Consider the following 23,440-nt stretch of genomic DNA (forward strand, 5'->3'; position numbering starts at 1 on the left):
TTGTCGGCGAGCGGGCGGCTTCCGTCCATGCGCGCGGCGCGCGCTCGGCGATAATCCGGCCATGACCGCCCCCTGCAACATCGCCGCGGCCCTGACGCGGCTGGCCGCCGAAGCGCCGGACCGTGTCGCCATGCACTGCCCCGGCGCGCGCGGCGACTACGCCGTTTCGCTCAGCTACGGCGAGCTGGATGCGCGCAGCGACGCCATCGCCGCCGGGCTGGCGCAGCGCGGCATCGTGCGCGGCACGCGCACGGTGCTGATGGTGCGGCCGACGCCGGAGTTCTTCCTGCTGATGTTCGCGCTGTTCAAGGCCGGCGCGGTGCCGGTGCTGGTGGATCCGGGCATCGACCGGCGCGCGCTGCGCCAGTGCCTGGACGAAGCCGCGCCCGACGCCTTCATCGGCATCCCGCTGGCGCAGTTCGCGCGCGTGCTGCTGGGCTGGGCGAAGTCGGCGCGCGTGCGCGTCACCACCGGGCGCCGCGCGCTGCTGGCCGACGCCACGCTTGCGCAGGTCGAACGCGACGGTGCCGGCGCCGGCCCGCAGCTGAGCGACACCGCGCCGGATGACGTCGCCGCGATCCTGTTCACCAGCGGTTCGACCGGCGTGCCCAAGGGCGTGGTGTACCGGCATCGGCATTTCGTCGCGCAGATCGCGATGCTGCGCGACGCGTTCGGCATTGCCGCCGGCGGCGTCGATTTCCCGACCTTCCCGCCGTTCGCGCTGTTCGATCCCGCGCTGGGGCTGACCTCGATCATTCCCGACATGGACCCCACCCGCCCCGCCGATGCCGATCCGGTGAAACTGCATGCGGCAATCGCGCGCTTCGGCGTCGACCAGCTGTTCGGCTCGCCCGCGCTGATGCGGGTGCTGGCCGACCACGGCGCGCCGCTGCCGAACGTCAGGCGCGTGACCTCGGCCGGCGCGCCGGTGCCGCCGGAGGTGGTGGCGAGGATGCTGCAGCTGCTGCCGGACGATGCGCGCTTGTGGACGCCGTATGGCGCCACCGAATGCCTGCCGGTGGCGGTGATCGAAGGCCGCGAGCTGCTGCAGCTGCGCGAGCGCACCGAACAGGGGGCAGGTACCTGCGTCGGCTGGCCGGTGGCGCCAAACGAGGTCCGCATCATCCGGATCAGCGACGCGGCGATCGAGGAATGGTCGGACGACCTGCTGGTCGCGCCGGGCGAGGTGGGCGAAATCACCGTGGCCGGACCAAGCGTGACCGACAGCTACTTCAACCGCGATGCGCAGACGCGGCTGGCCAAGATCGGCGAGAAGGTGGTTGCCGCGGCTCCGGTGGCCCCCACCCAACCCTGTCCCGTAGGCGGGGGAGGGCTTTCGGACACGCTGGGCGCCAATGCTTCCCCACGCGAGGAGCGGCTCCCTCCCCCGCCTGCGGGGGAGGGCTGGGGTGGGGGCCAGCCGAAGGCGCGCATCGTCCACCGCATGGGCGACCTCGGCTGGTTCGACGACGAAGGCCGGCTCTGGTTCTGCGGCCGCAAGTCGCACCGGGTCGAAACCGTGGGCGGGCCGCTCTACAGCGAACAGGTCGAGCCGGTGTTCAACGTCCATCCCGACGTGCGTCGCACCGCACTGGTCGGCGTTGGCGCGCAGGGCGCGCAGCAGCCGGTGCTGTGCGTGGAAGTCAATGCAGGCGTCGGCGCCGCGCAGCACGCACGCATCGCGCAGGAGCTGCGTGCCATCGGCGCACGCCATCCGCACACCGTGCGCATCGACACCGTGCTGTTCCACCCGCGCTTCCCGCTCGATATCCGCCACAACGCGAAGATCGGTCGAGAGACGCTGGCCGCTTGGGCGGCGATGCAGGCGGGCTAGACGATGCCCGACGCAAGGCAACCTCCGCAGCACTACCGTCTCGACGACCTGCTCATCGATATCACGCGCCAGCAAGTCGTGCGCGATGGCGTTGAACAAGCGGGCGTGTCGGGTTTGAGCTTCCGGCTGTTGCACTACCTGTTGCAGCAGGGCACTCGCGTGGTCGGCTTCGACGAACTGATCGACGGGGTCTGGGCGCCGGCGCATGTCGGCGAGGAGACCGTGACCCAGCGAGTGAAGTTGCTGCGCCATGCGCTGGGCGACGATGGCCGGAAGGCGCGCTATGTGCGTTCCGTGCGCGGACAGGGCTACCAGCTCTGCAGTGCGCCGCAGCCGATCGATCCACCCGTCCCGCTTGCACCAGGCGGCCGCCGCTATCGTGCACTGCTTCCGGCGGCTCTCGTCGTGCTGGCCATGCTGGCAGCGCTGGCCTGGTGGCTGTGGCCGCGCTCGCCGTCGCCGGCGCCATCGCCGCTGCTGCAGCGTGCCGCCTATTACGCCGGCATCGGCCAGCGCGACAACAACGAGCGTGCGATCGCCTTGTTCCGGCAGCGCCTGCAGGAAGCGCCCGACGACAGCGCTGCGCTGCTCGGTCTGAGCCGGGCATACGCTGCGCGGGCCTGCCTCTACAACGGCAGTCCGGACGACACCGTCATGGCGGAGACGCTCGCCCGGCGCGTGATCGCGCGCGCGCCGGCGAACGCCAACGCGCACGCTGCGCTCGCGTACGCATTCGATTGCCGTGGCGATGTGGCCGCCGCGCTCGCCGGCTACGAGCGCGCGGTGGCGCTGGATCCGGCAGCCGATGCCAGCCGGGCGTCGGCTGCTTACCTCTACGAACGCCGAGGCCGGCTCGCCGATGCGCTCTCGGCGAACCTGGCAGTACGTGAGCCGGAGAAAGTGCGGTTCCTTGCACTGCAGGTGGCCTCGAACCTCTCGCTGCTCGGTTACGCCGCCGAGGCCGAAATGCGTTACCGGCACAGCTTCCAGCTGTACCCCGACAACGTGTTCTCCAATCTCGCCTGGCCGACCTTCCTGTTCAACCATGGCCGCGCTGGCGAGGCCCAGGCCGCGCTCGACCAAGCCATGGCCCGCGGCACCGAGCACGCGGGACTGCACCTGCTCGCTGCGGAGCTCGCATTGTCGCGTGGCGACGGCGACGAGGCGAAGCGCGCGGTCCGGCGCGCCAGCGCGCTGAGCCCGCAAGGCAGCTGGCCCGCCACGATGGCCTGGGCCATGGGCGCCGAGCCCATCCCGCCGCCTGCCCGGCTGCTGGAGCGCGCGCAAGCCCTGATTGCCGGGCTGGCCCAGGGAAGCGACGCCTGGGATGGCATCGATGCCTGCCTGCTGTTCGAGCTCGCCGGCGATCGCGATTCCGCCTTCGCGGCGCTGCATGCCGCCATCGCCGCCGGTTATGCCGATGCAGGCTACCTGCGCGCCTCGCCGCTGTTCGCTGGCTTGCGCAACGCCCCCGCGTTCGAGGGCGCGCTGGCCGGGATCACGGCCAGCGTCGACCGCGAGCGAGACGCTGCGCGCGCCGCAGGATCCTTGGCCATGGTCACGGCAACGCCTTGAGCACGTAGTCGCGCATCAGTCCTTGCGTTTCCTGGTGCATGCCCTGCTGGTTGAATCGGGTGCGGGTCACGACCACGACAAGCCGCTCATCGGGCACCGCGAACACGTAGTTGCCGCCGTTGCCCGCCATTGCCCAGGCGTATCGCTGCCGGCCGTCCGCCGCGTCGAAGGCGAAGCGCCACAGCAGGTATCCGTAGTCGGCGTCGAACGACGTGGACGCGTGCACGGTAGTCATGTCTCGGATCCAGTCGGCAGGCAAGACCTGGTGGCCGCGCCATCGACCGCCATCGACCAGCAGTTGGCCAAGCTTGGCGAGATCACGGCTGCGGTAGCCGACACCGCCACCTCCCATGCCCGTTCCCTCCGCGGAGCGTTGCCATTGCGACGCTTCGATGCCCAGCGGACGTTCGAGCGCTTCGGCGGCGAATGCAGACAAGGGCTGGTGGCTTGCGCGCTCGATGATCGCTCCCAGCACGAAGGGATTGGCGGTGCAGTATGCGAAGGATCGGCCATGCGGGCTGTCTTCCGGGCGTGTCATCCAGGCTGCGTAGCCGCGCATTGGCAGATCCAGCGCAAACTGGACCCAGTCTGCGCTGAGGTACATCCGTTCCTCGTGGCCCGAAGAAAACTCGTTGTTGTCGTCGCATTCCCACTGCGCACTCATCGTCAACAGGTCTTCGACGGTGAACGCGGCCTTGGCAGGATCGGGATGCGCCCAGGCGCGCTCGGCGAAGAAGCCGTAGACCGATGCGTCGACGCCCGTGATCAGTCGCCGCTCGATCGCGGCCCCGACCAGCATCGCGGTGACGCTCTTGGTCGCCGAGCGGGTGTTGTGCAGGGTCTGCCGGTCCGCGTCATTGAAATAGCGCTCGTACACCAGCGCGCCGTCGTGGGCGATCAGCACGCTGGTGGTGCCGGGAATGGTGTCGTCCGCGATGGCGGCCACCATGGCGTCGAGCCGTTCGCCGTCCCAGCCGCGCGCCAGGGCGTCCGCCACTGGCCAGCCGTCGTCCAGCTGGACCGGCGCGCCAGCCCGCGAGGTGGGCGACAGCATGAGTAGGCCTGCGGCCACCAGGGAGAAAAATGTCGTGGGTCGGTATCTCATCGAAGCGCCTCTTCATCAGGGTCGCCAGTCCATCCGAAGGCCGTCTGAAGTGCCTGACGCGACGATGAAGATTTATGAAGTTCTTGCGGCACAAGCACTTGGCGCCGATTGGATCCGGCTGGAAATCGCAATCGTCTGGCCCAGTCGCTATCGTGTGCGTCCTTCTGGAACCGGATGGGCGCATGAGAATCCTGGTCACCGGCGGTGGTGGCTTCCTGGGCCAGGCCCTGTGCCGCGGCCTGGTCGAGCGCGGACACGAGGTGTCGAGCTTCAACCGCGGCCACTATCCGCAGCTCGATACGCTGGGCGTGCGCCAGATCCGCGGCGACCTCGCCGATCGCGAGGCGATGCTGGCCGCGGCGGGCGGCGCCGAGGCGATCTTTCACAACGCCGCCAAGGCCGGCGCCTGGGGCAGCCATGACAGCTACTACTCGGCCAATGTCACCGGCACGCAGAACGTGCTCGATGCCTGCCGGACGCACGGCATCGGCCGCCTGGTCTACACCTCCACCCCCAGCGTCACCCACCGCAAGACCCATCCGGTCGAGGGCGGGACCGCCGACAGCGTGCCCTACGGCGAGGGATTCAAGGCGCCCTACGCGACCACCAAGACCATCGCCGAGAAGGCGGTGCTGGCAGCCAACGATGCCGACCTCGCCACCGTCGCCCTGCGCCCGCGCCTGATCTGGGGCCCGGGCGACCAGCAGATCCTGCCGCGGCTGGTGGAGCGCGCCAAGGCCGGCCGCCTGCGCTTCGTCGGCGGCGGCCACAACCGGATCGACACGACCTATATCGACAATGCCGCGCAGGCGCACTTCGATGCGTTCGAGCACCTCGCGCCAGGCGCCGCCTGCGCTGGCAAGGCCTACTTCATCAGCAACGGCGAACCGATGCCCACGCGCGAGATCGTCAATGCGCTGCTCGCCGCCGCCGGCGCACCGCAGGTGGAAGGCTCGATCCCCTTCGGCGTGGCCTACGCGATCGGCGCGGCCTGCGAGACGCTGTGGTCGATGCTGCGGCTCAAGGGCGAGCCGCCGATGACGCGCTTCCTGGCCGAGCAGCTCAGCACCACGCACTGGTATTCGATGGAGCCGGCGCGGCGCGACTTCGGCTACGTGCCGCGCGTGCCGATCGCCGAAGGCCTGCGCCGCCTGCAGGCAGCATGGCGGGGCGACGCACCCGCAGGGTAACGGCCAAGTGCTTCACAGCAGCCTCACCCGGCTCTCACCGATCCGCGACCGGGCCTGCCGTAGCGTAGACGTGCATTCATTCCACGGCCCGCATGGGCCCACTTCACGGAGACGCTTTCATGCTCAGGTACGCCGTCATTTTCTTCGTCATCGCCCTTATCGCCGCCGTACTCGGCTTCAGCGGAGTCGCCGGTGCCGCCACCAACATCGCCTGGATCCTGTTTGTCGTGTTCGTGATCCTGGCCATCGTTTCGCTGCTGCGTGGAAAGCGGGTCTGACCTGACTCCAACGTTCTCGAGAAGGCCCGCCGCGAGGCGGGCCTTTTTCATGGTTGTTTCCTGATCGGGTGAGCTGTTGGCGGAGGTTGCGGGGCATTCCCGGGCGTGTTCCCACTGCGCCGCGGCTCCGGCCGAAGCTGCCCACCAGGCGACCAACCAGCTTCGACGCGCCGCCACGCAGCCCACCGCTACAATGCCGCGCATGGCCAGCCCCCCCTCTCCATTCGACGCGCTCAAGCCCATCGCCGGTCGCGCGCTGGAGGCCGCGCTCAACCGTGCGATCGCGCTGGACGCGGACACCCGCGCCGCGCTGGCGCGCCTGGACGGCCGCGTGGTCGAGCTGACGCTCGCCGCTCCGCCGCTCGCCCTGCAGCTGCGCGTCGACGGCGAGCGCATCGCGGTCGGTCCGGTCGATGCCACCGCCGAACCCGACCTCGCCGTGCGCACCACGCTTGGCGGCCTCCTCGGCCAGCTGCCGTTCCTGCGCCGCGACGACGCGCCCGCCGTGGGCCGCGTCCGCGTCTCTGGCGATGCGGAGCTGGCGCGCAGCCTGCAGCGCCTGGCCGAACGCTTCGACCCGGACTGGCAGCAGCCCTTCGTCAGCGTGTTCGGCGAGATCATCGGCGTGCAGGTCGCCAATGCCATTGCCGGTGCCCTGGCACAGGCGCGCAGCGTGGGCGGCCAGTTCGCGCGCAGCGCCGCCGAATACGTCACCGAGGAGTCGCGCGACGTGGTCCCGCGCGCCGAACTCGAAGCCTTCCTCGACGACGTCGACGGCCTGCGCGACGACGTCGACCGCATCGCCGCGCGGGTCTCGCGCCTGTCGGCTGGGGGCGCGCCTTGAGCAGCGTGCTGCGCGCCGCGCGCATCGGCCGCGTGCTGCTGCGCTACCGGCTCGATTCCCTGCTCGACGACACCGCGGCCGAGCGCTGGCTCAAGCTGATGCGGCCGTTCGTGCCGCGCGCATCGGCCGCCATCGCGGCGCAGTCGCGCGGCACCCGCCTGCGCCTGGCGCTGCAGGAGCTGGGGCCGATCTTCGTCAAGTTCGGGCAGATCCTCTCCACCCGCCGCGACCTGCTGCCGCCGGACATCGTCGACGACCTGGCGCTGCTGCAGGACCAGGTCGCACCATTCGACGGCGAAGTGGCGCGCACGATCGTCGAGGGCGCGCTCGGCGCGCCGATCGGCGAACTGTTCGCCAGCTTCGACATCGTGCCGCTGGCCTCGGCCTCGATCGCGCAGGTGCATGCGGCGCACCTGCATCCGGTCGGCGACGCGCCGGGGCGCGAGGTGGTGGTCAAGGTGCTGCGCCCGCAGATCGCGAAGCAGATCGCCAGCGATATCGGCCTGCTGCACAGCCTGGCCGGACTGGTCGCCCGCACCCACCCCAACGCCGACAAGATCCGTCCGCGCGAAGTGGTCGCCGAGGTCGAGAACACGCTGGCCGCCGAGATCGACCTGCAGCGCGAGGGCGCCAACGCCTCGGTGCTGCGCCGACTCTGGCTGCAATCGCCCGACCTGTACGTGCCCGAGCCGATCTGGAGCCACACCACCGTCGAGGTGCTCACGCTCGAGCGCGTGCGCGGCATCAACAGCGACGACATCAAGGCGCTGGATGCGGCCGGCATCGACCGCCGCGCGCTCGCCGCCAAGGGCGTGCGGGTGTTCTACACACAGGTCTTCCGCGACAACTTCTTCCATGCCGACGCCCACGCCGGCAACATCTGGGTCGACCCGGACCGCAAGGCCAACCCGCGCTTCATCGCGCTCGATTTCGGGATCATGGGCCAGCTCTCCAGCGAGGACCAGTACTACCTCGCCGAGAACTTCATGGCGATCTTCAACAAGGACTACCGGCGCATCGCCGAGCTGCACATGCAGGCCGGCTGGATGCCCTCGCACATCCGCATCGACGAGCTTGAAGCCGCGGTGCGCTCGGTGTGCGAGCCGTACTTCACCCGGCCGCTGTCGGAGATCTCGCTGGGCGAGGTGCTGGGCAAGCTGTTCCGCACCGCGCAGCGCTACGAACTGACCCTGCAGCCGCAGCTGATCCTGCTGCAGAAGACCCTGCTCACCATCGAGGGCATCGGCCGCCTGCTCGACCCGAAGATCGACATCTGGGCGGTGGCGCGGCCGGTGCTCGAACGCATCCTGGTCGAACGCTACAGCCCGCAGAAGCTGGCGTCCGAGTTCCGCAAGCGGCTGCCCGAACTCATCACCAAGGCGCCGGAAATGCCGCGCCTGCTGCACGCCTGGCTGCAGCAGCAGGTCGAGGGCCGGCACGAGCTGCGGATGCGCTCGCAGGACATCGTCGAGATCACGCAGACGCTCAAGGCGCTGCAGCGGCGCATGGTCGCCGCGATCCTCGGCGTCGGCCTGCTCGTGGTCGCGGCGGTGCTGTACGCACTTGAAGCCGGCGGCCCATCGTTCGTCGGCGTCCCGCTGTCGGCCTGGGTTGCTGGCGTCGGCGGAATCTGGTCGATCCTCGCCGCGCTGCCGCGGCGCGGTTAGGCGCCCTCCCGGGGCCGCTGAAAGCCGCGTCCTCGTCCCTTCCGTGCAGCGCTCTTCAACAGCCGAAGGCCGCTGGCCAGGCGGGAATCAGGTGTCTGGCGCCAGCGACCGGGACGGATGCGGTCACATCCGCCTCACACCCCCGTCTGGGTTCGGAACGACGCCGGAAGCTGGCATCATGCACGCCGGCCCGCGTCGCTTGCGGCCAGCGATGCGGGCGAACGGACGCCACGCTGCACGCAGCGCGCAGGTACGAGAGGGATTCGGAGGGGACGTGACGCTATTCCTGACAACCAGCCTGGGTTATCCCACGCTCGCCTACAGCGTCGTGCTGGGTGGGCTGCTGCTGTTCTGGCTGGTCGCGGCGCTGGGCATGCTCGGCATCGACGCGCTGGACCTGGATGGCGGAGACGGCGGCGGCATGGTCTCGCGCCTCGGCCTTGACGGCCTGCCCACGCTGCTGGTGCTGAGCGTGCTGGTGTTCCTGGCCTGGATCATCACCTACTTCGCCCACCTGTTCTTCCTCTCGCCGCTGCCGGCGCTGCTGCGCTACGGCCTGGGCACGGTGCTGCTGCTGCTCGCGCCGGTGCCGGCGATCCTGCTGACGGCGATGCTGCTGCGCCCGCTGCGCCGCGTCGTGCTGCGCATGCGGCCGGTGCCGGCGGCGTCGCTGCTGGGGCGGGTCGCGATCGTGCGCACGCCGGGCGTCGACGCAGGCCACGGCATGGCCGAACTCGATGACGGCGGCGCCGGCCTGATCCTGCAGGTGCGCCACGACGGCGCGGTGACCATTGCGCGCGGCGATCGCGTCGTGCTGCTCGACCACGATGCGCAGGCCAACACCTGGCGGGTGATGGCCGAGCGCGACTACCACACCCTCTGACATACCCGAACGTTCCCCAGGAGCCGCTTCATGGAACTCGCACTGCTTGGCCCCTTCCTCGTCGGCGCTGTCGGCATCGCCGTCCTGCTCGTCGTGCTGGCGATCATCTTCAAGTCCTTCTACAAGAAGGTCGACCAGGGCACCGCGCTGATCGTCAACGACATGAGCGCGCAGCCGAAGGTGCACTTCACTGGCGCCCTGATCATCCCGGTGCTGTACCGCGCCGAGCTGATGAAGATCAGCCTGATCACCCTGCAGATCGACCGCCGCGGCAAGGAGGGCCTGATCTGCCGCGACAACATGCGCGCCGACATCGCGGTGGCCTTCTACCTGCGCGTCAACGAGACCCAGGCCGACGTGCTGCGCGTGGCCAAGGCGCTGGGCGCCGACCGCGCCTCCGACAAGCACGCGGTGGACGAGCTGTTCAACGCCAAGTTCTCCGAGGCGCTCAAGACGGTGGGCAAGAAGTTCGAGTTCACCGAGCTGTTCGAGAAGCGCCAGGAGTTTCGCGACGAGATCATCAAGGTCATTGGCAACGACCTCAACGGCTACGTGCTCGAGGACGTGGCGATCGACTACCTCGAGCAGACGCCCAAGCACGTGCTCGACCCGAGCAACATCCTCGACGCCGAGGGCATCCGCAAGATCACCGAGCTGACCGCCTCGCAGAACGTGATCACCAACGAGCTGTCGCAGAACGAACACCTGGCGATCACCAAGAAGAACGTCGAGACCCGCGAGGCCACGCTGTCGCTGGAGCGCCAGCAGGCCGAGGCCGAGGCGCGGCAGAAGCGCGAGATCGAGACCATCCAGGCGCGCGAGACCGCCGAGACCCAGCGCGTGCAGGAAGAGCAGCGGCAGTTGGCCGAGGCCGCGCGCATCGAGGCGCAGCAGCTGATTGACATCCGCGACCAGAACCGGATGCGCGAGGTGGAAGTGGCCGAGCAGAACCGCCAGCGCGCCGTGGCCATCGAGGCCGAGCGCGTGGTGCGTGCGCGCCAGCTCGAGCAGGTGACCACCGACCGCGAGGTGCAGCTGCAGGGCGTGGAGCGCGACAAGGTGGTCGAGCAGGGCCGGATGGACGTGGCCAACATCACCCGCGAGCGCATCGCCATCGACAAGACCGTGGCCCAGGAGGAGGAGCGCATCAAGGAGGTGCGCGAGGTCTCCGAGGCCGACCGCCTCAAGCAGATCGCGATTCTCGAAGCCGAGGCGCGCGCGCAGCAGGCGCTGCTGGAGTCGGTGAAGAAGGCCGAGGCCGGCGAAGCCGCCGCCCGCCACAGGGCGGTCGAGATCACCACGCTGGCGCAGGCCGAGCTCGAGGCGGCCAATCGCCAGGCCGAGGCCAAGAAGGTGATCGCCGAGGGCGTGCGCGCCGAGCGCGCGGCGCCGGGGCTGGCCGAGGCGCAGGTGCGGGAGGCCGGCGCGGTGGCGATCGAGAAGGTCGGCATCGCCGAGGCGCGCGTGGTCGATGCGATGGCGGATGCCAACTTCAAGCAGGGCGCGGCCGAGGCCAAGGTGCTGGCCGAGAAGCTGGGCGCGCAGGCGCAGGGCGAGGAGCAGATGGGCCGCGCCAGGGCGGCGGCGGTCGAATCGATCGGCTCGGCCGAAGCCGAGGTCGTCGGCAGGAAGCTGGCCGCCGAGGCCGAGGGCCTGACCCGCAAGTTCCTGGCACTCGATTCGCTCAGCGAGAACGCGCGCGCGCACGAGGAGTACCGCATGGCGCTCGACACCAGCCTCAAGCAGGCGCTGGCCTCGATCGAGGCGGGCAAGGAAGTGTCCAAGGAGAACGCGGAAGTCATCGCTACCGCGCTGCGCAACGCCGACATCGACCTGGTCGGCGGCGACGGCGGCATGTTCGACAGCCTGGTGCGGGCGATTTCGCTGGGCAAGTCGATCGAAGGCCTGGCCGACAAGAGCCCGGTGGTGCAGGAGCTGATGCAGAAGTACCTCGGCATCGGCCTGAATCGCACGCTGCCGAAGGCGGATGCGGACACCACCGCGAACTGATGCTCCGCTCCCTCCCCCGCTCGCGGGGGAAGGAGCTGAAGACACAGGCAGGATGACGACCGGCGATGACCGATCCGAAGCAGGACAACACAGGCACGACTGAAGACGGCGCGGCGTCAGCCACGAGCGCGGTCGACCAGGCCGTCGCCCGGGGCGGCGCCTACGAGGTGCTGCGGCGTCGCCTGGTCGAGCAGGGCGTGCGCCTGCGCGGCATGGCCGAAGGCCTCAACGCGCGCCGGCTGCAGGAGTTCGGCGACAGCCGGCTCGAAGTCGCCGGCCGCTTCCGCGTGCGCACCGAGCACAACTGCGTCGGCCGCGACATCGTCCAGGTTGGCGACGACCTGCTGCTGTTCGGCTACAACGTCTTTCTCGGGCTGAAGACCCAGACCCGGGCCGAGGACGTGTTCGGCCTGTACCGCCTGTTCGAGGGGCCGGACGGCTATGACGTCACCCCGGTGGATCCGAAGGACAGTTTCCTGGCGCAGCCGGGCTTCGTCCACGACTTCACCGAGCTCTACGCCTACTACCGCCACGCACGCCTGCTGCAGCTGATCAAGCGCGACGGCAAGCTGCTGGCCGCCTTCCAGATCGGCGAGCGCAGCAGCGATGTGCGCGTGTTCCGCTGGGCGATCGGCAGCGACGGCACGTTGAAGTGGATCGACTCGCGCGGCGAACGCGACATCGCGCTGCCGCCGCCGTTCGACTTCGAGTGGGCCCGCGCCACCCGCGACCTGATGGTCGCCGGCCGCCACCCGCACCTGAACATCCTCGACACGCTGTTCGTCGAGACCACCGGCGGTGACCTGACCATCAAGGTCGAGAACAACACCGGGACCGGCGAGGGCGTGTACAGCGAACCGGTGGAGGACGCCACCCAGTCGCTGGACGATGCCACCATCGACTACGCCATGGTCGGGTCGCTGGTGCTGCTGAAGGTCCTGCCCTACCGCGAGCAGCAGTGGCGCGGGCTGATCTACAACACGATCACCGGCGCGGTGGTGCGCAACGACGCCATCGTCCAGGCCTGCGTGCAGCTGCCAGAAGACCACGGCATCATCTTTCCCGGCGGCTATTACCTGCAAAACGGCGAGCACAAGGCCTTCGACGCCGCCATGCAGGGCATGCAGTACAAGCGCACGCTGCGCTCGCCCAACGGCGAGGACGTGCTGTACGTGTTCTACGAGCGCGAGGCCGGGCGCTCGGCGCTGTTCGTCTACAACACCATCCGCCGCGAGCTGCAGAACCCGCTGTTCGGCCACGGCTACGCCTTCCTGCAGGACGGGCGCATGGTGCTGTTCCATGCCGAGGGCGACGCGCCCACCCGCATCCATCCGATGCAGGTCTGGCAGACGCCGTTCACCAGCGACGAGTTCGCCGCGCGCACGCCGACCGGCACCGGCTTCATGGGCCGGATCGGCAACGCCGCCCTGGTGCGCGGCATCTCCGATCTGCTCGAGCTGGGCCGCGGCATCGACAGCGCGCAGGTCTCGGCGCAGCGCTACCAGCTGCTGGTGCACGGTACCCGGCGCATGTTCGACGCGCACCACTGGCTCGACGATGGCAACTGCGGCGGCGTGGCCTCGCTGCTGCACGAGATCAGCGCCACCGGCGAGTCGGTGCTCGACGAGTACGAGAAGGTCGAGGACATCCGTCGCCAGTCCGATGCGGCCATGGCCAGCGCCACTGCGGCGCACCGCGCGCTGCTGGCGAAGCTGCAGCCGGACAACTGGACCGTGATCGACGAGTTCGTCGATGCACTGGGCGAGATCTCGCGCCAGCGCGGGCACCTGCTCACCATCCGCGACTACCGCTACATCGACACCGCCGCGATCGACGCGATGGGCCAGGCGCTGCAACTGGCGCAGGAGCAGGTCGGCGCGGCCACCGGCGAGTTCCTCGGCGGCGACAAGGCGCTGGCGCCGCTGCACGAGCGCCTGCAGCAGCTGGACGCGGTCGCGCAGCAGGCCGACACGGCGCGCGTACTGGCCGAGCAGCTTTCCGCCATGCAGGCGATGTCGGCCGAGCTGGACATGCTGTCGGAGCTGATGGCCAGCCTGAAGGTCGACGACGCGACGCAGCGCACGCGCGTGGTCGAGGCGATCTCGGCGCTGTATGCGCGCCTGAACCAGGCCCGCGCGCGCGCCGACCAGAAGCGGCGCAGCCTCGGCTCGGCCGAGGCTGTCGCCCAGTTCGGCGCGCAGTTCGCGCTGTTCGGCCAGTCGATCGCCAGCGCGCTGGGCCTGGCCACCGATCCCGAGCGCGCCGACGAGCAGCTGTCGCGGCTGATGGTGCAGCTGGAGGAGCTGGAGAGCCAGTTCGGCGAGCACGAGCAGTTCCTCGGCGACATCCTGGCCAAGCGCGAGGAGCTGCTCGACACCTTCGATGCGCACCGCCAGGCGCTGCTCGACGAGCGCCAGCGCAAGGCGCAGTCGGTGTTCGACGCCGCCGCACGCATCCTCGACGGCCTGGTGCGGCGCACCGAGCGCCTCGGCACGCTCGACGAACTCAACGCCTTCTTCGCCGGCGATCCGCTGATCCTCAAGCTGCGCGAGCTGGCCGGGCGCCTGCGCGAGCATCGAGACAGCGTCAAGGCCGACGACATCGAGGCGCGCCTGAAGGGCGTGCGCGACCAGGCGGTGCGCAGCCTGCGCGACCGCAGCGACCTGTTCGAGGACGGCGGCCAAGTCATCCGCCTCGGCCCGCGCCACCGCTTCAGCGTCAACACCCAGCCACTGGACCTGACCATCCTGCCGCGCGGCGACGGCCTGGCCGTGCACTTGACCGGTACCGACTACTACGAAGCCATCCACGATCCGGAGCTCGAGGCGCTGCGCGACTGGTGGCAGGTCTCGCTGGACTCCGAATCCCCCGAGCTGTATCGCGGCGAGTACCTGGCCGGGCTGATCCTCGATGCCGCCGTGCACGGCCGCGAGGGCCTGGACCTGGCTGCGCTGGAGCACGCGCTGGCCGATCCGGCCGCGCTGGAGCGGCTGGTGCGCGATTTTGCCGCGCCGCGCTACCGCGAGGGCTACGAGAAGGGCATCCACGACCACGACGCCGCGCGCCTGCTGCAGGCGCTGGTGCCGCTGTACCAGGGCGCTGGCGCGCTGGTGCATGCGCCGGCCGCGCGCGCGCTGGCGCTGATGTTCTGGGCGCAACACCAGCTTCGCGAGGACGTGCAGCCGTGGCCGGAACGTGCGATCGGCGCGGAAGCGGTGCGGCGGCTGTTCGCCACGCGCGATGGCATCGATGCGCTCCGCGCCGAGATGGCGGGCGCGCTGTCGGAGTTCGTCGCCGAGGGGCGGCTGCCGTTCGACGCCAGCGGCGCGCAGCCGGCCGCCGACTACCTGTTCGCCGAACTGCGCGAGGGCGAGCCGACCTTCGGCTTCAGCCACTACGCGCGCGAGCTGCTCGACGCGCTTGACGCGCAGCTGCAGTTGGTCAGCATGGTCGACAGCTTCGAGCGCTCGCTGCGGCAGTGCACGTCGCCGGCCGCGCAGTGGTCGCTGCTCGCGCAATGGCTGCAGGCGATGGTGCGCGACCCGCGCCATGCCGCGCTGGCTGGCTACGTGCCCGAGGCGGTTGCGCTGCGCCTGGTCGCGCGCGAGCTGCGCCACCGCAGCGTCGAGGCCACCCTGGTGGCGCAGGTGGACGGCCTGCTCGGCGAGCATCCGCGCATCGAGGGCGGCCAGCTCACGATCCCGGTCGATGATTTCCTGGCCCGTTTCCGCAGCCATCGTGAACGCTTCGTGCCCGGCTTCGAGCGCTACCAGGCGCTGCGCCAGCGCATCGCCGCGCGCGAGCGCGAGGCGCTGCGGCTGTCGGAGTTCCGGGCGCGGCCGCTGAGCTCGTTCGTGCGCAACCGCCTGATCAACGAGGTCTACCTGGCGGTGATCGGCGACAACCTCGCCAAGCAGATGGGCGCGGTGGGCGAGGACAAGCGCAGCGACCTGATGGGCCTGCTGATGATGATTTCGCCGCCCGGCTACGGCAAGACGACGCTGATGGAGTACGTCGCCAGCCGCCTGGGCCTGGTCTTCATGAAGATCAACGGCCCCGCGCTGGGCCATGAGGTGCGCTCGCTCGACCCGGCGCAGGCGCCCGACGCCACCTCGCGCCAGGAGCTGGACAAGCTCAACCTCGCGCTGGAGATGGGCAACAACACCATGCTGTATGTCGACGACATCCAGCACACCCATCCGGAGTTCCTGCAGAAGTTCATCTCGCTGTGCGACGGCACGCGCCGCATCGAGGGCGTGTGGAAGGGCCGCACGAAGACCTACGACATGCGCGGCAAGAAGTTCTGCGTGGTCATGGCCGGCAATCCGTACACCGAGTCGGGCGAGGTGTTCCGGATCCCGGACATGCTCGCCAACCGCGCCGACATCTACAACCTGGGCGACGTGCTCGGCGGCATGGAGGATGCGTTCAAGCTCAGCTACATCGAGAACAGCCTGACCTCCAGCCCGGTGCTCGCCCCGCTGGCCACGCGCGAGATGGCCGACCTCTACCTGCTCGCCGACAGGGCCGCGGGCAGGGACGTCTCGACCAATGCGCTCAGCCATGCCTACAGCGGCACCGAGGTCAACGAGATCGTCGCCACCCTGCAGAAAATGATGCAGGTGCGCGACGTGGTGTACCGCGTCAACCAGCAGTACATCGCCAGCGCCGCGCAAGCCGACCGCTACCGCACCGAGCCGTCGTTCCGGCTGCAGGGCAGCTATCGCAACATGAACAAGCTGGCCGAGAAGATCTCGCCGGTGATGAACGTCGCCGAGCTGCAGCAGCTGATCGCCGACCACTATCTGGGCGAGGCGCAGCTGCTGACCACCGGCGCCGAGGAGAACCTGCTCAAGCTGGCCGAGCTGCGCGCCACGATGGACGAGACGCAGGCGGCGCGCTGGGCGCAGATCAAGCGCGATTTCCTGCGCAACAAGGCGATGGGCGGCGAGGACGCCGACACCGGCGCGCGCGTGGTCGCGCAGCTGGCCGACATCGCCGAAGGCCTGGCCGCGCTGCGCACGGAAGCCGCGCCGGTGCAGGGCGCGGCGGACGTGCCCTGGGAGCGCCTGCTGGCCTCGCTGCAGGAGAGTGTGGCCACGCGACGCGACGATGGCGATGGCGCGGCGCAGTGGCTGCAGTCGCTGCCCGAGGCGATGCGCGGTGCCTTCGATCCGGTGCTCTCGCACCTCGCGCAGGGCCAGGAGCGGCAGGCGCAGCTCAACTCGGCGCTGGTGCAGATCCTCGACCTGCTGCGCACCAAACTGGCCGAAGCGCCTGCGGCGCAGGGGCAGGCGGGCGGGCGCCGTTCGCGCGCGCCCACCGCACAGGAAATCGAGCTGGACGAGCTGCTGCGACAGCTGCGTTTCCGCGCCGACGAGAAGCCGGGCAAGCCGTGAGCGCGGGCCCGGCGCCGGTCGACCTGGACGATGTGCTGGCCGTGGTCGGCTACGGTGCGGACGCGCTGGACGTGGCGCTGGAGTCGCGCCTGGCCGACGCACTGGACCACGCGCCCGCGGCCGCGCTCGTATCCCGGCTCGACGATCTGAGGCGCGCGCTGCAGGCCGGCAGCCCGCGCGCGGCGCGGCACGGCACCGGCCTGCTGGGGCGCCTGCTGGGGCGCGACGTGCAGGCCGAAGCCGAGGCGCTGCAACTGCGCGAACGACTGGGTGTGCTGCTGGCGCGGGCCGACACCGACGCCGACGACCTGCGCGCCCGCAGCGCCGTGCAGCAGGCGCTGATGGACGAGGTCGCCCGCTCGATCGAAGCCATCGATGCGCGCACCGGGCAGGCCCGCGCCTGGCTCGACGCACACCCTGATGCCGGCGCCGTGCCGGGCATCGTCGCCTCGCCGCGCGAGCGCCTGCTGCAGCGCCTGGCCCAGCTCGACACCGTGCGCGCGTCGTGGACCACCGGCGTCGCCCAACTGGCCCTGCTGCGCGACCAGTCGCTCGACCTGCTGGCTCGCTACCAGCGCATCCGCGACGTGCTGCTGCCGGTCTGGCGCCAGCACGCCCTGGGCGAAGCGGCGCAGGCCGGCGGCGCGCGCGCCGCAGACGCCGCGCGCGCCCACGCGACCATCGAGGCGGAAGTCGCCGCGATGGCCGGTACACTCGATCCCAGACACGCACCGCAGGCACCGGAGTAGACGCATGACCCAGGACACCACCGGCGGCAGCGCCCTCGTTCCCGCTTCCGACGTGCTCGACGACCAGGCGCTCAGGTCGCTGGGGCTGGTCGAAGCCGACCGCGGCGCGATCGCCGAGGTCGGCCGCGCGCTGCAGGACATCACCCCGGGCAACCTGCATGTGTTCGGCCGCGATGCCGCCGGCAAGACCGCGGCGTTCTCCAGCCAGCTGCTCGACCAGGTGCGCAACCGCGACCTCGACGCCGCAGGCGACAAGCTCGGCGAGGTCGTGCGGATTGCGCGCTCGCTCAACCTCGACCGTTTTGCCGGCCGCTCGAAGCTGCCGGTGATCGGTGGCCTGATCGACCGCATGCGCGCGTCGAAGGGCGAGCTGGTGCAGAAGTTCAGCGACACCAACCAGCAGATCGAACAGCTGCTGCAGGACGTGGCGCGCCAGCAGGGCACGCAGGGCCAGCGCGTGGGCGAGTTCGACCGCATGTACGACATCGTGCTCGACGAGCGCCGCGCGCTCGGCCTGCACGTGGCTGCGGGCAGGCAGCGCCTGGCCGAGCTGGCGGGCGAGCAGCAGGCGCTGGCCGGCCTGGAGGATCCGGATTCGCGCACCCGCCGCTCCGAGATCGAGAACGCGATGCGCCTGCTCGACAAGCGCGTCGGCGACCTGGCGGTGATGCAGCACGCGGCCGACCAGTCGCTGCCGATGATCCGCATCATCCAGGCCAACGCGATCCAGCTGATCGAGAAGTTCAACGCGGTGCGCAACATCACCATCCCCTCGTGGAAGCGCCAGTTCGCGATCCAGCTTTCGCTGAGCGAGCAGAAGAACGCGGTCGAGCTGTCCAACGCGATCGACGATGCCACCAACGAGATCATGCGCAGGAACGCCGAGCTGATGCGCCAGACCTCGGTGGAGACCGCCAAGGCCAACCAGCGCGCGGTGATCGACGTGGCCACCCTGCGCCACGTGCACGAGCAGCTGATCCAGACGGTGGAGGAAGTGCGCGAGATCCACCGCGAAGGCATGCAGCAGCGCCGCCAGGCCGAAACCGAACTGGCCCAGCTGCGCGAGGACGTACAGCAGCGCCTCGCTGCACCTGTGCAGGGGCATTGACGCCACCCGGACGTTTCCTTCGCGGTGCGTAAGCGCTCCGGCCGCTAGCGTGAGGTTCCTTCCCCACAGGAGTCTCCCCATGAGCCATCTCACCGGAAAGCGCGTCGCCATCCTCGCCACCGACGGCTTCGAGCAGTCTGAACTGCTCGAGCCGCTGCGCGCGCTGAAGGAACACAAGGCCGAGGTCGACATCGTCTCGCCCAAGGGTGGGCAGGTGCAGGGTTTCAAGCATTTCGACAAGGGCGAGCAGGTGCCGGTCGATGTCGAGCTGGCGCAGGCCGATGCCGGGCGCTACGACGCGCTCGTGATCCCCGGCGGCCTGTTCAACCCCGATGCGCTGCGCGTCGACGAGCAGGCGCTGGCTTTCACCCGCGCATTCTTCGAGGCCGGCAAGCCGGTCGCGGCCATCTGCCATGGCCCCTGGGTGCTGGTGAATGCCGAAGTACTCGAGGGCCGCACCGTGACCTCGGTGCCCAACATCCGCCGGGACCTGGAAAACGCCGGCGCCAAATGGGTCGACGAGGAGGTCGTGGTCGACCAGGGGCTGATCACCAGCCGCACGCCCGACGACCTGCCGGCCTTCTGCGCCAAGCTGGTCGAGGAGATCGGCGAGGGCCGGCACGCGGGGCAGAAGCGCTCCGTAGCCTGAGTGCGTGACGCGGGCGCCGTTCTCCGGATCGGCGCTTTCGGATCCGCGCAGACGCACGTCTTCAAGGCGCGCCCGCAGTCAATGACATTGTCATCTCGAGCGCAGCGAGAGATCTGGCGCCCGAGGCGTCGGATCCGGGATCTCTCGACTGCGCTCGAGATGACAAGGTGAAAGGATCCGCGGATGGATCAACCTCCGCCAGGCGCCAGGGCAGGCCCCTCAATCGGCCTCGAGCCGGTAGTTGATCGAGCCGCGGTTTTCCATCGTGCTCGATTCGATCTCGATGTCGAAACCCCGCCGCAGCAGGTACTTCAGCGTCAGCACCTGGCCGGTGCCCAGTAGCGACACGCCGAAGCCGACGTACAGCCGCGGCGAGAGCTGCTTGCCGATGCCCAGCACGCTGCCGCCCAGCGCGCGTGATTCGGACACGCCGGCATCGTCCAGGCCCAGGCGCGCGCCGAGCTGTGCGGCGAGCATGCTGCCGCCGGCGGTGAGCGCGGCCGAGGCGGCGTCGAGCTGGCGCCCTTCGGCCCGGGAGAGGTTGGACAGCGGCCGCCCCAGCGCCAGGTAGGACAGAGCCTGCGAGTTGTCGCTGGCCGGGTCGGTCCAGATCTCCGCCTGGGGCGCGGAGGCGCGGCCGGTGACGCTGATCCCCGCGGTGACGTTGTGCGCCTCGATCCGGCGTTCGGCGCGGATATCCAGCAGCGGATCGGAGACAGGTCCGATGAAGGTCAACCGTCCGCGCGTGATCTGCAGCTCCTGTCCGTAAGCGCTGTAGCTGCCGCCGATCTCGAGCGTGCCGCTGCCGGTCATCTCGCGGCCGGGCGCTGCGCGCACGCGCATGCTGCCACCGAGAGTGCCCTCGAGGCCGAAGCCGCGCAGCAGCACGTCCTCGCCCATCGCCAGGGTCAGGTCGAGCAGCAGCGGCGTGGACTGGCCGGCCTCGGGGTCGACCGGATCGAGCACCACCACGTCCGGCGAGGCCGACACGCCACCGTCGAGGCGCTCCAGGTCGATCAGCGCGCTGGGCACGGTCACCGTGCCCGACACCGACAGCGGCTGGCCGGCCGTGTAGCGCACTTCGATATCGGGATTGGCGACGATGCGCAGGTCGCGGGTATTGGAGACCACGACGTCCTCGCCGGTCAGGCGCAGCAGCAGCGGGGCGCTGCTGTCGCGCCAGTTCAGGCTGCCGTCGATATCAAGCGTGCCGCCGCTGGAGGCCACGCTGCCGCTGATGCGTGCGCTGCCGTCCTCCTGCGCCTGCAGCGTCACTTCGCCCGACTCGAGCAGGATGCCCAGCGCCGGCAGTTCCGTGCTGAAGCCGCTCAGCCGTGCCTGCCCGCCCAGCGCGGGCTGTGAACGGCGTCCGCCCAACTGCAGGTTCGCGGTCAGCCGGCCGGTGGGCTCGACGATGTCGGGCGAGAACAGCTCCAGCCAGGTCAGCTCGTCGGTGTCGGCGCTGATCTCGCCCGAGAGCGGCGAGGCCGCGTCCCAGCCGGTGGCGATCCGCGCACGGATGTGGCCGTCGTCATTGAAGGTGGTGGTCAGCGTCGCCTCGATCCGGGCGGGGCTGAAGTCGGCCTGCAGGTGCAGGTCGCGATAGCCGAGCAGGTCGTTGCGCGAGCGCTCGCTGTTGCGCAGGCCGCCCTGGGCCGAGCGCAGGTCCAGCTGTCCCGCCCAGGCGCTTCCGGCCGGCCGCAGCTGTCCATCGAAATCGACCTCGCCACGCAGCGTCCACGGCCGCCCGCCGTCGCGTTCGGGCAGCCAGGGCGACACCAGTGCCAGCGGCAGCTGGGTGCCCGCCACCGACAGCCCGGTGCGCGGCCAGTCGGCTTGCGCGCACAGTGCGCCGCCGCCCGCGGCATCCAGGCAGGATCGCGACAGGGTCCAACTGCTACCGCGCTGCGCCCAGCGCGCCGGCGCCTGCAGCCGCCAAGCCGCGCCGCGCGTGGGCACCAGGCGCAGGGCGGCCAGTTCGCCGCTCCAGCCCTGGCCGCCACGGCGCGCGCTGCCCTGCAGGGCCAGCGATCCCAGCGCCTCGCTGCGCGCCTGCGCATCGAGCTGCAGGTTCTCGACTGGGCCGCGCGCGTCGATGCGCACATGGTCGAGCGCAACGCCGGCGTTGAGCCCGCTGCCCTCGACCACGAGCTGTCCCCTGCCGCGCGACCACGGCAGCCGCCCCTGCACGCGCAGCGACGAGGCGGCGTAGTCGCCCCAGCGCAGGCCCGTGCCTTGCAGATTGGCCTCCACGTCCGGCGCGGTGCGGGTGCCCTGCGCCTGCAGCGTGCCGCGCAGGCTGCCGGCGGCGTCGGGCAGCAGGTCGGCCAGGTCCAGCGGCGCCAGCCGCGCGTCGAGCAGCAGGCGGTCGGTGAGCGAGCCGCTTGCATCGATGCGGCTGCCGCCGATGCGCAGGTCGGCCGCGCCCTCGTAGTCGCTGCGCGTCTGTCCCGTGGCCGGGCCGCGCATCGCGAACGAGGCCGTGCCGTCGATGCGGCGCCCGCGCAGGCTGCCGCTCAGCTCGCTGGCCTGGACGTCCAGATCGAGCCCGCCGTCGTCGCGGGTGCTGCCGCGGCTCGACAGCTGGCCGTCGACTGCGCCATTCCATGCCGGCGCGAAATAGCCCGGGTCGAAGCCGGCCAGCGTCGCCTCCAGCTCCCAGTGCAGCGCGGGCGACCAACCGACCTCGCCGGTGGCATCCAGCCGCCCACCGGGCATGGTGGCGCGCAGTGCCTGCAGGCGCAGCGTCTCCAGATCGCCACGGCCATCGATCTCGAGCTGCGCACGCAGCGCCTCGCGCTCGACCGTGGCATTGCCGATCACCGCCCAGGCGCGACTGCTGCCGGCGATGCCGAAGTCGGCGTCGATCCCGATCACCGGCGCGGGATCGGCCGGCTGCGCATCGACCGCCTGCGGGTCGCCACCGAACCGCAGCCCGCGCGCGTTGACCGCGAAGCGGAAGTCCGCCGCGCGCGGCTCGCTGAAATCGCCGCGGCCGCGCGCGGTGATGCGCCCGTCGAACACGTCCAGCACCAGTGGCTGCAGTTCCAGCACCTTGTCCTCGAGCCTGAGCTTCGAAGGCTGCAGCACCGCCTGCAGCGTGCCGCGGCGCAACTGGCCCTGCACGTCGGCCGCGCCGCCGCGGCCGTCGGCGGTCAGCGAGAACGACAGCGGCTCGCCGGCCTCGCCGCCGGCAAGCAGGGCAGGATCGAGCGCGTCCGAGTCCGCGCGCAGGCTCCAGTTGTCGCCGCGCAGCGTCAGCGCCACGCGCACCGGATCCGGCGCGTGACCAACGAGGGCGACGTCCATGTGGTCGAGATCGCCGCGGGCCACCAGGCCGATGCGCGGGCGCGGACGTGGGAACGCGGCGGGCAGCAGGGCGCTGGCGGTGAGGTCGGCGCGGTAGTGGTCGCCAGGCGCGTAAACGCCGTGCGCGGTGAAGCGGCCGCGGTCGCTGTCGGCGACCAGGGCGGCGATGCGCAGCTCGCCCTGGCGCGCGTCGAGTCCGCCGCGGATGGTCGCGACGTTCACCAGCGCCTGGCCTGCGCGGGTCACGCGCAGTCCGTCGACGCGGATGGTGTCGGCCTGCAGCGACAGCGGCAGGTCGATGCGGGGCAGCACCTCCGGCCAGGTCGGCAGCTCGAAGGGCGTGTCGGCCGGTTCGGGCAAGTCGAGCGCGGCGCCCTCCACGTCCATCGCATCCAGGCGCAGGCGCCGGCCGATCAGCGGCGTGATCGCCGGATCCAGCACGATGCGCTGTGCGGTGAAGGTCAGCACCGTTGGCCGCGGGCACTGGCCGTAGGGCATGGGTTCGCCATCGACGTCGGGGCAGCCGCGCTGCACATAGCGCACGTCGTGCAGGGTCAGCGGGCCGGAGGCCGGGCCTTCGGCGCTGCCCCAGGTCAGCTCGCTGCCCGCCGGCAGCGCGGCGACGATGCGCGCCAGCAGGAAATCGCGGCCGCCAAAGGTCGACAGCAGCCAGTACAGCAGTACGCCGGCCGCCAGCACCAGGCCCATCGTGACCAGCGCGCTGCGGATCGCGAGCACGCGCAGGCGCCGGCGCCTGCGCTCGCGCAGTTCGGCGATGCGCTGTTCGCGCTCTTCGGGGGTGAGGTCAGCGGGCAGCCGCGCGCGGCGTCGAAAGGCCAT

14 protein-coding genes are annotated in these 23,440 nt (G+C 70.5%); 12 read left to right on the forward strand and 2 right to left on the reverse strand.

Translation table 11 applies throughout. The features are described from left to right. Positions 1-61: 61 nt before the first annotated feature. The gene (locus ACW5DW_RS00530; protein ID WP_457016583.1) at positions 62-1,834 is read left to right on the forward strand and encodes a fatty acid CoA ligase family protein; all 1,773 of its coding nucleotides are present in this window, start codon (positions 62-64) and stop codon (positions 1,832-1,834) included. Positions 1,835-1,837: 3 nt separating this feature from the next. Further along, on the forward strand, positions 1,838-3,409 hold the full coding sequence (locus ACW5DW_RS00535) for a winged helix-turn-helix domain-containing protein (protein WP_457016585.1): 1,572 nt from the start codon (positions 1,838-1,840) through the stop codon (positions 3,407-3,409). Here the strand turns inward: ACW5DW_RS00535 and ACW5DW_RS00540 are convergent. Then, the gene (locus ACW5DW_RS00540) at positions 3,393-4,514 is read right to left on the reverse strand and encodes a serine hydrolase domain-containing protein (protein ID WP_457016587.1); all 1,122 of its coding nucleotides are present in this window, start codon (positions 4,512-4,514) and stop codon (positions 3,393-3,395) included. The genes ACW5DW_RS00535 and ACW5DW_RS00540 overlap by 17 nt on opposite strands. Before the next feature lie 182 nt (positions 4,515-4,696). Here ACW5DW_RS00540 and oleD point away from each other — a divergent pair, with 182 nt between their 5' ends. The 10 genes from oleD (at position 4,697) to ACW5DW_RS00590 (ending at position 19,291) form a co-directional block, all read left to right on the forward strand. Then, positions 4,697-5,704, forward strand: coding sequence for a 2-alkyl-3-oxoalkanoate reductase (oleD, locus tag ACW5DW_RS00545; protein ID WP_457016589.1), 1,008 nt, complete (start codon positions 4,697-4,699; stop codon positions 5,702-5,704). 119 nt (positions 5,705-5,823) lie between these two features. Then, positions 5,824-5,982 (forward strand): DUF1328 domain-containing protein, encoded by a 159-nt coding sequence (locus tag ACW5DW_RS00550; RefSeq protein ID WP_149102795.1) that lies wholly within the window; start codon positions 5,824-5,826, stop codon positions 5,980-5,982. Positions 5,983-6,184: 202 nt separating this feature from the next. Continuing rightward, the gene (locus ACW5DW_RS00555; protein WP_457016591.1) at positions 6,185-6,826 is read left to right on the forward strand and encodes a ubiquinone biosynthesis accessory factor UbiJ; all 642 of its coding nucleotides are present in this window, start codon (positions 6,185-6,187) and stop codon (positions 6,824-6,826) included. Further along, positions 6,823-8,493, forward strand: coding sequence for a ubiquinone biosynthesis regulatory protein kinase UbiB (gene ubiB, locus ACW5DW_RS00560; protein WP_457016593.1), 1,671 nt, complete (start codon positions 6,823-6,825; stop codon positions 8,491-8,493). Before ACW5DW_RS00555 ends, ubiB begins: the two co-directional genes overlap by 4 nt. Before the next feature lie 274 nt (positions 8,494-8,767). Next, complete coding sequence (locus ACW5DW_RS00565) at positions 8,768-9,376, forward strand: hypothetical protein (RefSeq protein WP_457016594.1); 609 nt, start codon at positions 8,768-8,770, stop codon at positions 9,374-9,376. A gap of 30 nt (positions 9,377-9,406) precedes the next feature. Beyond that, positions 9,407-11,386 carry a hypothetical protein gene (locus tag ACW5DW_RS00570; RefSeq protein ID WP_457016596.1) on the forward strand — a complete coding sequence of 660 codons (1,980 nt, stop codon included), beginning with the start codon at positions 9,407-9,409 and terminating at the stop codon, positions 11,384-11,386. Between the two features lie 65 nt (positions 11,387-11,451). Then, positions 11,452-16,785 carry a DNA repair ATPase gene (locus tag ACW5DW_RS00575; RefSeq protein WP_457016597.1) on the forward strand — a complete coding sequence of 1,778 codons (5,334 nt, stop codon included), beginning with the start codon at positions 11,452-11,454 and terminating at the stop codon, positions 16,783-16,785. After that, positions 16,782-17,534: a hypothetical protein gene (locus ACW5DW_RS00580; protein ID WP_457016598.1), complete on the forward strand. Its 753-nt coding sequence runs from the start codon at positions 16,782-16,784 to the stop codon at positions 17,532-17,534. Before ACW5DW_RS00575 ends, ACW5DW_RS00580 begins: the two co-directional genes overlap by 4 nt. Positions 17,535-17,538: 4 nt before the next feature. Further along, positions 17,539-18,642, forward strand: coding sequence for a toxic anion resistance protein (locus ACW5DW_RS00585; RefSeq protein WP_457016599.1), 1,104 nt, complete (start codon positions 17,539-17,541; stop codon positions 18,640-18,642). Positions 18,643-18,721: 79 nt separating this feature from the next. Further along, positions 18,722-19,291: a type 1 glutamine amidotransferase domain-containing protein gene (locus tag ACW5DW_RS00590; RefSeq protein WP_457016600.1), complete on the forward strand. Its 570-nt coding sequence runs from the start codon at positions 18,722-18,724 to the stop codon at positions 19,289-19,291. Between the two features lie 219 nt (positions 19,292-19,510). On the opposite strand, the gene ACW5DW_RS00595 is transcribed toward ACW5DW_RS00590, so the two are convergent. Continuing rightward, positions 19,511-23,440, reverse strand: a complete 3,930-nt coding sequence (locus tag ACW5DW_RS00595) for a translocation/assembly module TamB domain-containing protein (RefSeq protein ID WP_457016602.1) — start codon at positions 23,438-23,440, stop codon at positions 19,511-19,513.

Source organism: Luteimonas sp. A482 (assembly GCF_054072655.1).

Coding starts and splice junctions, on each gene's coding strand:
- ACW5DW_RS00555 (WP_457016591.1), top strand. CDS start 6,185: ATGGCCAGCCCCCCCTCTCCATTCGACGCGCTCAAGCCCATCGCCGGT.
- ACW5DW_RS00530 (WP_457016583.1), top strand. CDS start 62: ATGACCGCCCCCTGCAACATCGCCGCGGCCCTGACGCGGCTGGCCGCC.
- ACW5DW_RS00570 (WP_457016596.1), top strand. CDS start 9,407: ATGGAACTCGCACTGCTTGGCCCCTTCCTCGTCGGCGCTGTCGGCATC.
- ACW5DW_RS00575 (WP_457016597.1), top strand. CDS start 11,452: ATGACCGATCCGAAGCAGGACAACACAGGCACGACTGAAGACGGCGCG.
- ACW5DW_RS00535 (WP_457016585.1), top strand. CDS start 1,838: ATGCCCGACGCAAGGCAACCTCCGCAGCACTACCGTCTCGACGACCTG.
- ACW5DW_RS00595 (WP_457016602.1), bottom strand. CDS start 23,440: ATGGCCTTTCGACGCCGCGCGCGGCTGCCCGCTGACCTCACCCCCGAA.
- ACW5DW_RS00585 (WP_457016599.1), top strand. CDS start 17,539: ATGACCCAGGACACCACCGGCGGCAGCGCCCTCGTTCCCGCTTCCGAC.
- ACW5DW_RS00550 (WP_149102795.1), top strand. CDS start 5,824: ATGCTCAGGTACGCCGTCATTTTCTTCGTCATCGCCCTTATCGCCGCC.
- ACW5DW_RS00590 (WP_457016600.1), top strand. CDS start 18,722: ATGAGCCATCTCACCGGAAAGCGCGTCGCCATCCTCGCCACCGACGGC.
- ACW5DW_RS00540 (WP_457016587.1), bottom strand. CDS start 4,514: ATGAGATACCGACCCACGACATTTTTCTCCCTGGTGGCCGCAGGCCTA.
- oleD (WP_457016589.1), top strand. CDS start 4,697: ATGAGAATCCTGGTCACCGGCGGTGGTGGCTTCCTGGGCCAGGCCCTG.